This is a genomic window from Pseudomonas songnenensis, assembly GCF_003696315.1.
Lineage (GTDB): Bacteria > Pseudomonadota > Gammaproteobacteria > Pseudomonadales > Pseudomonadaceae > Stutzerimonas > Stutzerimonas songnenensis.
In genome coordinates this window covers 127,482-139,648 of the sequence record NZ_RFFN01000001.1, presented here as the reverse complement: position 1 = coordinate 139,648, position 12,167 = coordinate 127,482, and the positions used below count along the sequence as shown (strand labels likewise).

Genomic DNA, 12,167 nt, shown 5'->3' with positions numbered 1-12,167 from the left:
AAGGCTTCGTATCCTAGCACCGGCGGCCGCGGCAAGACCATCGAAGGCCCCGGCCATCGCCTCCGTCTTCATCAGTGCCCCAACAGGAATCCCATGGAAGACGCCGATCTGAAAGCGCTGACCACGAAGCTGGAGCAGCTGATTCAGCGCATCGAACAGCTCAAGGCGCAGAATCATCTGCTGCTGGCCAATGAGCGGGCGTGGCGTGAAGAGCGCGCTCATCTGATCGAAAAGAACGAAATGGCCCGATTGAAGGTCGAATCAATGATTTCGCGCCTGAAAGCCCTGGAGCAGGACTCATGACCCAGCCGAACACCGTTACCGTGCACATCATGGACAAGGAATACTGCATTGCCTGTCCATCAGAGGAACGCAGCAACCTGGAAGGTGCGGCCCGTTACCTGGATCGCAAGATGCGCGAGATTCGCAGCAGCGGCAAAGTCATCGGCGCCGACCGCGTGGCGGTGATGGCTGCCCTTAACATCACTCACGAACTACTGCACAAGCATGATCGCCTGGACGCCGAAGCCAACAGCGCGCGCGAACATGTACGCATGCTGCTGGAGCGGGTCGACAGCGCCCTGGCCCCCGACCCGAACCCTTCAGGCAACTGATCAACGGCAGCCGGTTTGCGTTATACTGCGGCCAACTCCCTGGCATGTTCGCCAGTCGGCGATGACCCTCTCCCGATAAGCAATACCATGGAGGCTACACGTGGTGCCGGTGTGCATGTCCGCCTGACGGAAAGCCTTAAGGTACTCTGTAGTCGCCACCTTGAACTCTCGGGTTCAAGGGCCTACGCTGGCAGCGGCATGCTGGGGAGTCACTTCTGATGATCGTAGCCGAAGGCCTATCGCGCCCGGCGCTGCGTCGCAAGCTGCGCCAAGCCCGGCGCCAGTTGACACCCGCGCAGCAACGCCTGGCCGCTCGTCGACTCTACCGGCAGCTGGCTCAGCATCCGCTGTTCCGTCGCGCTCGGCATATTGCCTTGTACCTACCCAACGACGGCGAAATCGATCCACGTCCGCTACTGCACGCTGCTCAGCGCCGCGGCAAAGCGACCTATCTTCCGGTGTTGAATCCATGGCCGCGTACGCGCATGGTCTTTCAGCGCATCGAGCGCGGCGAACGCCTGCGGCGCAACCGCTTCGGTATTTTCGAGCCAGTCATCCATACCGCCAGGCAGCGTCCAGTCTGGGCGCTCGATCTGCTGTTGATGCCGCTGGTGGGCTTCGACGGCAATGGCGGGCGGCTGGGCATGGGTGGCGGCTTCTATGATCGCAGCCTGGCGTATCGCACCATGCGCAAAAAAAGTCACAAACCGACGCTTCTCGGCCTGGCCCACGAGTGCCAGAGAGTCGACCGCCTACCGCTGGAAAGCTGGGATGTGCCCCTGCAGGGCACGGTGACGGACCAGGACTGGTACGTCGGCTAATCGAAGGCCGCGTCCTTGCGGCAGCTGTTCATCGCTGCTGAGCCTGCTGCACCTGGATGATCGGAGCCATACCGGTCGCACCATCCTGCTGCTCCCACAGGCTCTGCGTATAGCCGGTGGTGACTACGCCCAGGCCAAAGATGAAGACCAAAATCCACAGAATATCGGGCTTACGTTTCATTTGTGTTCGCCTCCCCCTACCAGGCGAAATGCTTGCGTCGAGTCGGTGTGATTATCGTTCTAGGACTCGATAGGCCACCTTACAGCCGCGGCATTTTCCGTGAAGCGTCGGCACCGCGCAAACAGGTATTGCAGCCGACTGTCGGAGATTTTGCCATCATGGTCTGATCGAACCGACTGACGGGAGAGCAAGGTTCATGCCTTATTGGCTGATGAAGTCCGAACCGGATGAATTTTCCATCCACGATCTGAAAAAACTGGGCCACGGACGCTGGGATGGTGTACGCAATTACCAGGCGCGTAATTTCCTGCGCCAGATGAAGGAAGGCGATCAGTTCTTCTTCTATCACTCCAGTTGCGCGGAGCCCGGCATTGCCGGAATCGGCAGAATCAGTCGCAGCGCCTACCCCGATCCCACTGCCCTCGACCACGCCAGCCCCTATCACGATGCCAAGGCCAACGACGAGAGCAATCCCTGGAGCGCGGTCGATGTCGAGTTCGTGGAAGTCTTCGCGTCGCCTCTGAAGTTGGCGCAGCTGAAAGCACAAGCGGCCCTGCAGGATCTCGCGCTGGTAAAGAAAGGCAGCCGCCTGTCGGTGATGCCGGTCAGCGCGGACGAATGGCAGGCAATCCTGGCGATGCGCTGAGCTACTGGATGATCAGATTGTTGAACAGCAGATCATCGACCAGCGGCTTACCCTCTTCCTGCTCCAGCACCTCGCGCACCTGGCGCAAGGCCTCCTGCCGCAACTGCTCCTTGGCTTCGGGACCACTCAGCGTTTCGTCGGTCTGTTGGGAAAACAGCATCACCAGCTGATGGCGGATCAGTGGCTCATGATGCTTGACCCGATCTTCCACCTCCTTGCTGGAGATGCGCAGCGCGACATCAGCCTTGTAGTACTTCAGCCGCTCACCCGAGCCATAGTTGCCAACCATGGCGGGCACCAGCGCGTAGTAGAGCGCTTGCGGAGCGGCCTCGTCAGCCGAGTTCTGCGCGAGCACCGGCCCGGCAAGTGCGAAAGCAAGAAACAGGGTTATCAGGTACTTCACGGGGCGGCGCTCCAGGGGAAATCTGCGCCAGCATAACCAGTCACCGCCACGCACCCAAGCCCACTGCGCAACTGCCCGCCACTTATACGCCGCCATTACAGCGAACGATGCTGATTGCCTCGCCCCGCAGCGCTCCTAGACTGGATAGTCCTGAGCAGTCGAGCCATCCATCGTCGGGCGGCAAGCGTCCGACCAGTCGAACAAGGAAAAACGATGAAAGCCGTCCTGTGCAAAAGCTTCGGTCCGCCCGAAAGCCTGGTTATCGAAGACGCCCCCGCCCCTCGGATCAAGCCGAGCGAGATCCTGCTCGACGTGCATGCGGCAGGGGTGAATTTTCCTGACACGCTGATGATCGAGGGCAAGTACCAGTTCAAGCCGCCGTTCCCATTCTCGCCTGGCGGCGAGGCAGCGGGAGTGGTCGCCGCGGTCGGCGAAAAGGTCAGTCACCTGAAGGTGGGCGACCGGGTCATGGCGCTGACCGGTTGGGGAAGCTTCGCCGAGCAGGTTGCGGTGGCCGGCAGCAATGCGCTGCCGATTCCGCCGAGCATGGACTTCACCACCGCCGCCGCCTTCAGCATGACCTACGGCACCTCCATGCATGCGCTTACCCAGCGCGCCAATCTGCAACCCGGCGAAACCCTGCTGGTGCTGGGCGCCTCCGGTGGCGTCGGCCTGGCCGCCGTGGAGATCGGCAAGGCCATGGGTGCCCGTGTGATCGCCGCGGCCTCCAGCGCCGAGAAGCTGGAGGTGGCGAAGAACGCCGGCGCCGACGAGCTGATCAACTACAGCGAAGTCAGGCTGAAGGAGCGCCTGAAGGAACTCACCGGTGGCCAGGGCGTGGATGTGATCTACGATCCGGTGGGCGGCAAGCTGTTCGAGGAGGCTTTCCGCAGCATCGCCTGGAACGGCCGCATGCTGGTCGTCGGCTTTGCCGCCGGCGGCGATATCCCGGCACTACCGGCCAACCTGCCGTTGCTCAAGGGTGCGGCACTGATCGGCGTGTTCTGGGGCGCCTTCGCCCAACGCCAGCCGCAGGACAACGCCGCGAATTTCCGCCAGCTGTTCGCCTGGCACGCCGAAGGCAAGCTCAAGCCGCTGGTGTCGCAACGCTTTGCGCTGGAAGAAGCCGGCCAGGCCATCGCCACGCTGGGTCAGCGCAAGGCAGTGGGCAAGCTGGTGGTGCAGGTGCGCTAAAACGCAGCAGAGGAGGCTGCAGGAAGCGTCAGACGCTTCCTGCACGATCCGAGCGGATCAATGAGCGGTGGCGGGCGCCTCGCCGGCGCTCTGCATGCGCGTCATTTCCTGGGCGTAGAGTGCGTCGAAGTTCACCGGAGCCAGCATCAGCGCCGGGAAGGAGCCGCGGGTCACCAGGCTGTCCAGCGCCTCACGGGCGTACGGGAAGAGGATGTTCGGGCAGAATGCGCCAAGGGTATGGCTCATCGCAGCCGCTTCCAGACCCTTGATCAGGAAAATCCCGGCCTGCTGTACTTCGGCAATGAAGGCCACTTCTTCGCCGGTCTTCACGGTGACCGAAAGGGTCAGCACGACTTCATGGAAGTCGCCCTCAAGCGCCTTCTGCTTGGTGTTCAGGTCCAGCGCGACACTCGGATTCCATTCCTGACGGAAGATTTCCGGGCTCTTCGGCGCTTCGAAGGACAGGTCGCGGACGTAGATGCGCTGCAGGGAAAATTGCGCACCCTGTTCGTTCTGCGACGCTGCGCCGCCGTTGTTAGCTTGTTCGGTCATTTCTGCAACCTTCTATCCAGTTGTGCGTGTCGTTTGAATTGTTCGCGGACCCGCGGTGCCGGCCTCAGGCCTGCAGCAACGGGTCGAGACGTCCGGCGCGCTCCAGAGCGTGCAGCTCATCGCAGCCGCCGACGTGCTGATCGCCGATCCATATCTGCGGCACCGAGGTGCGTCCGGCCTTGCTCGCCATCTCGGCGCGCAGGGACGGGTTGCCATCCACGGGAATTTCCTCGTAGGCGACACCCTTGCGATCGAGCAGCGCCTTGGCGCGGATACAGAACGGGCACCAGGCGGTGGTATAGATGACGACGTTGGGCATGATTACTTGACCACTGGCAGATTGTCGCCGCGCCAGCTGGAAATCCCTCCCGACAACTTGGCGGCGGTGAAGCCTGCCTTCTGCAGCTCACGGCAGGCCGTTCCGGCGTGCTGTCCCATGGCGTCGACCACGATGATGGTCTTGGCCTTGTGCTTTTCCAGCTCGCCTGTGCGGCTGACCAGTTTCTCGTAGGGAATGTTCAATGCATCGACGATATGGCCGGCGTCGAACTCCTTCTTCACGCGCACGTCCAACACCACGCCCTCGCCACTGTTGACCAGTGCCGTCAGTTCGCGATTGCTCAGGCTCTTGCCACCCTTGCGTGTCTCGGTGATGAACAGAAGGATCAACAGCACCACGAACAGGCTGCTGAGTACATAGTGGTTAGAGACAAATTCAATCAGGTTAGCGAGCATCAACGGGTACCCGGACGATAAAATGCGGGCCAGTATACACAGCCCCTCCTACCGGCTGAACCCTGATGATTCGTGACCTCGCCCCGGCCAGCCAGTAGACTGGCCGCCCTTTTCCGCCCCCGTGCAAGGAGCCCGAAAGCATGTCCGTCGCCCCCACCGCCGCGCCCAAACCTCTGGTACTGATCATTCTCGATGGCTTCGGGCACAGCGACAGCCCGGACTTCAATGCCATCCATGCCGCGCGCAAGCCGGTTTACGATCGCCTGCTGGCTACTCAGCCGCACGGATTGATCTCCGGCAGCGGCATGGATGTCGGCCTGCCGGACGGGCAGATGGGCAACTCCGAGGTCGGCCACATGAACCTGGGGGCCGGGCGCGTGGTGTATCAGGACTTCACCCGGGTGACCAAGGCGATCCGCGACGGCGAATTCTTCGCCAACCCGACCATCTGCGCTGCGGTCGACAAGGCCGTAGGTGCGAGTAAGGCGGTGCACATCCTCGGCCTGCTCTCCGACGGTGGCGTGCACAGCCATCAGGATCATCTGGTCGCCATGGCCGAGCTGGCGGCCCAGCGCGGCGCCGAGAAGATCTACCTGCACGCCTTCCTCGACGGCCGCGACACCCCGCCGAAGAGCGCGCAAAGCTCCATCGAACTGCTCCAGGCCACCTTCACCCGCCTGGGCAAGGGCCGTATCGCCAGCCTGATCGGCCGTTACTTCGCCATGGATCGCGACAACCGCTGGGACCGCGTGCAGCAGGCCTACGAGCTGATTGTCGAGGGCAAGGCCGAATACCGCTCCGATTACGCCGTGGACGGCCTGATCGCCGCCTACGAGCGCGGCGAGAGCGACGAGTTCGTCAAGGCCACCACCATCGGCGAGCCGGTACGCGTCGAAGATGGCGATGCCGTGGTATTCATGAACTTCCGCGCCGACCGCGCCCGCGAGCTGACCCGCTGCTTCGTCGAACCCGGCTTCAAGGAATTCGAGCGTGCCCGGGTGCCGCAACTGGGCGAGTTCGTCATGCTCACCCAGTACGCCGCGAGCATTCCCGCGCCGGCAGCCTTCGCCCCGGAAGCGCTGACCAACGTGCTCGGCGAATACCTGGCCAACAACGGCAAGACCCAGCTGCGCATTGCCGAAACCGAGAAATACGCCCACGTCACCTTCTTCTTCTCCGGCGGTCGCGAAGAGCCCTTCCCGGGCGAAGAACGCATTCTGATCCCGTCGCCTCAGGTCGCCACTTACGACCTGAAACCCGAGATGAGCGCGCCCGAGGTCACCGACCGCATCGTCGATGCCATCGAGAATCAGCGCTATGACGTCATCGTGGTCAACTATGCCAACGGCGACATGGTCGGCCATACCGGCGTGTTCGAGGCGGCGGTCAAGGCGGTGGAGTGCCTGGACAGCTGTGTCGGACGCATCGTCGAGGCGCTGGACAAAGTCGGTGGCGAGGCACTGCTCACTGCCGACCACGGCAACGTCGAACAGATGGAAGACGTCATGACCGGCCAGGCGCACACCGCGCATACCTGTGAACCGGTGCCTTTCATCTATATCGGCAAGCGCAACGTATCGATCCGCCAGGGCGGCGTGCTGGCCGATGTGGCGCCGACCATGCTGACCTTGCTCGGCATGCCGGTACCGCCAGAGATGACTGGCCGCTCGATCGTCGAGCTGAGCTGATCGCGCCGGGCGGGAAGCGGATGGCGCCAGCCGCCGTTTCCCGCTACAGGCTTCAAGCTTCCAGCTTGCTTTTTAGGCATACTACGTCGGTCATAACGCTCGGTTGACGCCCTCCAAATGCCTCGTACCTTTCTCGCCCTCGCCTTCCTCTGCCTGCTCGGCCCCGCCGTGGCGGACGACCGTGCCGCAGCGCGGCAGCAGATCGAAGCCGCTCGCCAGGACATTGCCGAACTGCAGAAGCTGCTCAAGCAGATCGAGCAGGAGAAGTCCGGCGTCCAGAAGCAGCTGAAGACCACCGAAAGCGAGATGGGCCAGCTGGAAAAGCAGGTCGATACCCTGCAGCAGGAGATCGACCGCAGCGAGGCGGAGCTGGAGCGCCTGAACGACGAGAAGACCACGCTCGAAGGTGCTCGCCTGGAACAGCAGCGACTGATCGGCCTGCAGGCCAGAGCCGCCTACCAGAATGGCCGGCAGGAGTACCTCAAACTGCTGCTCAATCAGCAGAACCCGGAAAAATTCAGCCGCACCATCACCTATTACGACTACCTGAACAAGGCGCGTCTCGAACAGCTCGACAACTTCAACGAGACGCTGCGCCAGCTGGCCAACGTCGAAGCCGACATCGCGACCCAGCAGAGCCTGCTGGCAGAGAAAAAGGATGGCCTGCTCGAGCGCCGCAATCAGCTCGCCGAGGTCCGCAAGGAACGCCAGCAGACACTGGCCAAGCTCAACAGTGACTTCTCCAGCCGCGAGCAGAAACTGCAGGCCCGCCGTCAGGAGCAGGCCCAGTTCGAACGCGTGCTCAAGACCATCGAAGAAACCCTGGCACGTCAGGCCCGTGAAGCCGAGGAAGCACGGCAGCGCGCATTGCTTGCCGAGCGCCAGCGTCAGCAACAGCAGCAACAATCCCAGACCGGCGCCAGCACCGCGCCGAGCGGCCCGCTGGTGTCCAGTGCCGGAGGTAACTTCGGCGGTCCCTTCGCCAAGGCCAAGGGCAAGCTGCCCTGGCCCGTCGACGGACGTCTCGTCGCCCGCTACGGCACTCCGCGCGGCGGCGACGCTCGAACCAAGTGGGACGGCGTACTGATCGGCGCCAGCGTCGGCACTCAGGTCCGCGCCGTGCATGGCGGCCGGGTAGTATTCGCCGACTGGCTACGTGGCGCCGGGCTGCTGGTGATCCTCGACCATGGAAATGGTTACCTGAGCCTGTATGGTCATAACCAGAGCCTGCTGCGTGACGCCGGCGACATCGTCAAGGCCGGCGATCCGATCGCCACGGTAGGCACCAGCGGCGGCCAGGAAACCGCTGCACTGTATTTCGCCATTCGGCAGCAGGGGCGCCCCAGCGACCCCGCCCAATGGTGTCGCGCGCAAGGCTAGCGAGCCGCGGCGTTCGGTCCTGCCGAGCCGTTCGCATCGCCAAGCGCGCCCTCTCATAACTGGAGTTCGACATGTTGCACCTGCGCCGTTTCGCCCGCCCATCCACGCTCGCCCTGGCCATATTGCTGGGGATGCAGGGCGGCGCCTGGGCCCAGCAGCCACCGGCGGAAACGGCGGCGCCGAGCTCCAAAGCTCCCCTGCCACTGGATGAGTTGCGCACCTTCGCCGAGGTACTGGATCGCATCAAGGCAGCCTATGTCGAGCCGGTGGATGACAAGACGCTGCTGGAAAACGCCATCAAGGGCATGCTCAGCAACCTCGATCCGCACTCGGCCTATCTCGAGCCCGAAGCCTTCGCCGAGCTGCAGGAAAGCACCAGCGGCGAATTCGGCGGGCTGGGCATCGAGGTCGGCATGGAGGACGGCTTCATCAAGGTCGTCTCGCCGATCGACGACACCCCGGCATCGAAGGCGGGCATCGAAGCCGGCGATCTGATCGTGAAGATCGACGGGCAGCCGACCAAGGGCCTGTCGATGATGGACGCCATCGCCAAGATGCGTGGCAAACCCGGCAGCAGCATCAGCCTGACGCTGGTGCGCGAGGGTGGCCAGCCGTTCGATGTGAAGCTGACGCGTGCGGTCATCAAGGTACGCAGTGTCCGCAGCCAGATCCTCGAGCCAGGCTACGGTTACCTGCGCGTCACCCAGTTCCAGGTCAATTCCGGCGAGGAAGTCGGCAAGGCCCTGGCCAAGCTGAAGAAGGACAACGACGGCAAGAAGCTGAACGGTCTGGTGCTTGATCTGCGCAACAACCCGGGCGGCGTGCTGCAGGCCGCCGTGGAGATTTCCGACCACTTCCTCACCAAGGGACTGATCGTCTACACCAAGGGCCGCATCGCCAATTCCGAACTGCGCTTCAATGCCGACCCGGCCGATGCAAGCGAAGGCGTGCCGTTGGTGGTACTGATCAACGGCGGTAGCGCCTCGGCATCCGAGATCGTTGCCGGCGCGCTGCAGGATCACAAGCGCGGCGTGGTGATGGGCACCGACAGCTTCGGCAAGGGCTCGGTACAGACCGTGCTGCCGCTGAACAACGATCGCGCGCTCAAGCTGACCACCGCGCTCTACTACACCCCCAACGGCCGCTCAATCCAGGCCCAGGGCATCGAGCCGGACATCAAGGTCGAGCGCGCCAAGCTGACCCGTGAACAGGCCGCCGACGGCTTCCGTGAAGCCGATCTGGCTGGCCACCTGGGCAACGGCAACGGTGGTCCGGACCGCCCGACCGCCACCCAGATCGCCAGCGACTCACCACGACCGCAGGACGACGACTACCAGCTCGGTCAGGCCCTGAATCTGCTCAAGGGGTTGAACCTCACCCGCGGCCAGTGAAGATGGCCGGCTGGGCGGCCGGGCTGGCGCTGCTGGTGATGCTCGCCAGCCAGGCGCTATATGCCGACGAGCTCGCAGCTACAGCGGAGCATGCGCCGCGCCCCCGGTTAACCCTGGTGATCGACGACCTCGGGCAGAACCCGGCACGCGATCGGCGCGTGCTGCAGCTGCCAGGGCCGGTTGCCCTGGCGATTCTTCCCGATACCCGCCACGCCGGTGAACTTGCCGAGCAGGCCCATCGCGCCGGCAAGACGGTCATGCTGCACATGCCGATGGCGCCCGCCCAGGGTCGCTTCGCCTGGCATCCTCAGCTACCCCATGACGAACTGGCACGCCGCCTCGACGCAGCCCTGGCGGCCGTGCCACATGCCAGCGGGCTGAACAACCACATGGGCAGCGCCATGACCGACCACTCGCAGGCCATGGACTGGCTGATGGCCGAGCTGCAGCGCCGCCACCTGTTCTTTCTCGACAGCCGCACCAGCCCGCGCACCGTGGCCGCCGCCAGCGCCCAACGCACGGCACTGGCCAGCCTGTCGCGAGACATCTTCCTTGATGACGATCCATCCCCTGCCGCCGTGGCCGAGCGCTTCCAGGCAGCGATCGCGCTGGCGCGCAAGCAGGGCTCCGTGGTGATCATCGGCCATCCCCACGAAAGCACTCTTGCCATGCTGGAGCGTGAACTGCCGCGCCTGGCAGCGCAGGGCATCGAATGGGTGGATGTCGGGCAGATGATCGCCACCCGCAGCAACCGGGCGATGGCTGCGCACGGGCGCGGCGGCATCTATCGCTGAGCGCTCAGAGATAGCGCTGCAGCATCGCGTCTACCGTGCCGTCGGCGCGCATCGCATCCAACGCCCGTTGCAAACGCTCGACCACCTCGTCCGGCGTCGCCCGGTTGAGCGCAAGGAACAATCGCGCCTCATTGAAACGCAGCACCGGCTTCAGGCCTGTCACGCCTTCCTGCTTGGCCAGATAGGGTCCCACCGGATCGGCGGTTGCCCAGACGTCGATCTGCCCCTTGAGCAACTTGCCAACGTTCTCCTGATCGCGCAGCGAGTTGATCGGCGCCAGGCCCTTGCTCTCCAGATGCTGACTCACCGCATCGTTCTTGTAGGCACCGATGCGCAGGCTGCGCGCTTCGTCCAGTCCGGACAGGCGCAAAGGGCTGTCGGGTGGCGCGAGCAAGACCCAGCTGATGCTCGCCAGCGGGCCGACCCACTTGAACTGGGGCTCGCGCTCGGCGGTGAAGGTAGTGGAAAAGAGTGCCTGATCAGGCTGCTCCAGTACCTGTTTATAGATGCGATCCCAAGGGAAGCGCAGGCTTAGCTCATAACGGATGTTCGCGCGGCGGAACATCTCGCGCACGATGTCGGCATTGATGCCGTGGATCTTCGCATCGGCGGCGTAGTTCTTGCCGTCCTCGGCCATATTGAATGGTGGAAAATTCTCGGTCAGCAGCACGACGCGGTAGTCATCAGCCAGCTCGGCGTGCGCCTGGGCGCAAAGCAGCAGCGTGATGATGGCAAGGATTCTTTTAAGCATGGCTCGTTCCCTTCGTTCTGGATTCCTCGATCCGCCCTCCGCGGATCATGGCCGAACCGGTCGAAAGCAAGATGCGAACCAGCACAGCGCTGCAGCAGCGTAGACCAGAAAGTGCGATACAGAAGGGACGATTGACGCGCTAGAACGGCGCGGGAGCGATAGGCAGCGCACCCCACTGGCGCGCCGCCATCACGGCAATGTCGGGCGCGGACGCGCCCCGACTGGTGGGATCAGCTCAGAGGTACCGTGCGTTGATCTGGTCGATCACGCCTTCGCTGCGCATCTGATCGAGCGCCTTTTGCAGCTTCTGCACGGTTTCGTCGTCGACCTGCTTGTTCAGCGCCAGGTACAGCTCCGCGTTGTCGAAGCGCAGCACGCGCTTGAGCCCGGTGACACCTTCCAGGCGCGCCAGATAACGGCCGGCGGGATCACCAGTGGCCCAGAGGTCGATCCTGCCGTCGATCAGCTTCTTCACGTTCTCCTGATCGCGCAATGCAAGCACCGGCTTCAGGCCCTGGCCTTCCAGGTGCTCGGCGATGGCGTCACCCTTGTAGGCGCCGACGTTGTACTGGCGCGCCTGCTCCAGGCTGGTCAGGTTGATCGGGCTGTCGCCACGGGCCAGCAGCACCCAGTCGTCCGGCCCGATGGGGCCGACCCACTTGAACAGCTCTTCACGCTCGGGCAGCCGGGCGGTGACGAACACGCCGTAGTTGGCCTGCTCCAGCGCCATGCCGTAGATGCGCTCCCAGGGGAAGCGCAGCGTCAGGCTGTAATCGATGCCGGCGCGCTTGAACATCTCGCGCACGATATCCACGGCGATGCCGCTGATGTGCTCGTCGCGGGCGAAGTTCTTGCCATCATCCGCCATGTTGTAGGGTGGGAAATTCTCTGTCAGCAGGTCGATTTTCACCGGCGTCTGCGCGTGGCCCAGCGTGGCGCCGAACAGCAGCGCCGCAGCGGCAAGGGAAGCGATGGTCTTGAGCATGCGTGAAGTCTCCTGAGTGCGTCCGCAACAGC

At 63.5% G+C, this 12,167-nt stretch carries 16 protein-coding genes and 1 other RNA gene; 10 read left to right on the top strand and 7 right to left on the bottom strand.

Annotated elements, in window-relative coordinates:
* Window positions 1-93 precede the first annotated feature (93 nt).
* The 4 genes from EA798_RS00730 (at window position 94) to EA798_RS00715 (ending at window position 1,435) form a co-directional block, all read left to right on the top strand.
* A complete protein-coding gene (locus EA798_RS00730; protein ID WP_106157205.1) occupies window positions 94-303 on the top strand; it encodes a TIGR02449 family protein in 210 nt (69 codons plus the stop codon).
* On the top strand, window positions 300-614 hold the full coding sequence (locus tag EA798_RS00725) for a cell division protein ZapA (RefSeq protein WP_015275186.1): 315 nt from the start codon (window positions 300-302) through the stop codon (window positions 612-614). The genes EA798_RS00730 and EA798_RS00725 overlap by 4 nt, the downstream gene beginning before the upstream one ends.
* Before the next feature lie 33 nt (window positions 615-647).
* Window positions 648-826: non-coding RNA, 6S RNA (gene ssrS / locus EA798_RS00720), on the top strand.
* Window positions 827-832: 6 nt separating this feature from the next.
* Window positions 833-1,435, top strand: coding sequence for a 5-formyltetrahydrofolate cyclo-ligase (locus tag EA798_RS00715; RefSeq protein ID WP_106157204.1), 603 nt, complete (start codon window positions 833-835; stop codon window positions 1,433-1,435).
* A gap of 28 nt (window positions 1,436-1,463) precedes the next feature.
* Here EA798_RS00715 and EA798_RS20590 read toward each other — a convergent pair whose 3' ends face one another.
* Window positions 1,464-1,616, bottom strand: coding sequence for a hypothetical protein (locus EA798_RS20590; protein ID WP_165362459.1), 153 nt, complete (start codon window positions 1,614-1,616; stop codon window positions 1,464-1,466).
* 196 nt (window positions 1,617-1,812) lie between these two features.
* Here EA798_RS20590 and EA798_RS00710 point away from each other — a divergent pair, with 196 nt between their 5' ends.
* Window positions 1,813-2,262 carry an EVE domain-containing protein gene (locus EA798_RS00710; RefSeq protein ID WP_106157203.1) on the top strand — a complete coding sequence of 150 codons (450 nt, stop codon included), beginning with the start codon at window positions 1,813-1,815 and terminating at the stop codon, window positions 2,260-2,262.
* A 1-nt stretch (window position 2,263) separates the two neighbouring features.
* On the opposite strand, the gene EA798_RS00705 is transcribed toward EA798_RS00710, so the two are convergent.
* Window positions 2,264-2,665 (bottom strand): flagellar basal body-associated protein FliL, encoded by a 402-nt coding sequence (locus tag EA798_RS00705; protein WP_106157202.1) that lies wholly within the window; start codon window positions 2,663-2,665, stop codon window positions 2,264-2,266.
* A 213-nt stretch (window positions 2,666-2,878) separates the two neighbouring features.
* Here EA798_RS00705 and EA798_RS00700 point away from each other — a divergent pair, with 213 nt between their 5' ends.
* Window positions 2,879-3,859 (top strand): NADPH:quinone oxidoreductase family protein, encoded by a 981-nt coding sequence (locus EA798_RS00700; RefSeq protein WP_122097721.1) that lies wholly within the window; start codon window positions 2,879-2,881, stop codon window positions 3,857-3,859.
* Between the two features lie 57 nt (window positions 3,860-3,916).
* Here EA798_RS00700 and secB read toward each other — a convergent pair whose 3' ends face one another.
* The 3 genes from secB to EA798_RS00685 form a co-directional block, all read right to left on the bottom strand.
* Entirely contained in the window at window positions 3,917-4,411 is a 495-nt protein-coding gene (gene secB, locus EA798_RS00695; RefSeq protein WP_122097720.1) for a protein-export chaperone SecB, read from the bottom strand.
* A 64-nt stretch (window positions 4,412-4,475) separates the two neighbouring features.
* Window positions 4,476-4,730 carry a glutaredoxin 3 gene (gene grxC, locus EA798_RS00690; RefSeq protein ID WP_106157200.1) on the bottom strand — a complete coding sequence of 85 codons (255 nt, stop codon included), beginning with the start codon at window positions 4,728-4,730 and terminating at the stop codon, window positions 4,476-4,478.
* 2 nt (window positions 4,731-4,732) lie between these two features.
* Window positions 4,733-5,146: a rhodanese-like domain-containing protein gene (locus EA798_RS00685; RefSeq protein ID WP_014818641.1), complete on the bottom strand. Its 414-nt coding sequence runs from the start codon at window positions 5,144-5,146 to the stop codon at window positions 4,733-4,735.
* A gap of 140 nt (window positions 5,147-5,286) precedes the next feature.
* Here EA798_RS00685 and gpmI point away from each other — a divergent pair, with 140 nt between their 5' ends.
* The 4 genes from gpmI to EA798_RS00665 all read left to right on the top strand — a co-directional run bounded on the left by gpmI (window position 5,287) and on the right by EA798_RS00665 (window position 10,399).
* Window positions 5,287-6,834, top strand: a complete 1,548-nt coding sequence (gene gpmI, locus EA798_RS00680) for a 2,3-bisphosphoglycerate-independent phosphoglycerate mutase (protein WP_122097719.1) — start codon at window positions 5,287-5,289, stop codon at window positions 6,832-6,834.
* A gap of 117 nt (window positions 6,835-6,951) precedes the next feature.
* Window positions 6,952-8,214, top strand: a complete 1,263-nt coding sequence (locus EA798_RS00675) for a murein hydrolase activator EnvC family protein (protein ID WP_122097718.1) — start codon at window positions 6,952-6,954, stop codon at window positions 8,212-8,214.
* 71 nt (window positions 8,215-8,285) lie between these two features.
* Entirely contained in the window at window positions 8,286-9,605 is a 1,320-nt protein-coding gene (locus EA798_RS00670) for a S41 family peptidase (RefSeq protein WP_106157197.1), read from the top strand.
* A gap of 2 nt (window positions 9,606-9,607) precedes the next feature.
* Window positions 9,608-10,399, top strand: coding sequence for a divergent polysaccharide deacetylase family protein (locus tag EA798_RS00665; RefSeq protein ID WP_276539287.1), 792 nt, complete (start codon window positions 9,608-9,610; stop codon window positions 10,397-10,399).
* 4 nt (window positions 10,400-10,403) lie between these two features.
* On the opposite strand, the gene EA798_RS00660 is transcribed toward EA798_RS00665, so the two are convergent.
* The gene (locus EA798_RS00660; RefSeq protein ID WP_106157195.1) at window positions 10,404-11,150 is read right to left on the bottom strand and encodes a substrate-binding periplasmic protein; all 747 of its coding nucleotides are present in this window, start codon (window positions 11,148-11,150) and stop codon (window positions 10,404-10,406) included.
* 235 nt (window positions 11,151-11,385) lie between these two features.
* Complete coding sequence (locus EA798_RS00655) at window positions 11,386-12,135, bottom strand: substrate-binding periplasmic protein (RefSeq protein WP_106157194.1); 750 nt, start codon at window positions 12,133-12,135, stop codon at window positions 11,386-11,388.
* Window positions 12,136-12,167 lie beyond the last annotated feature (32 nt).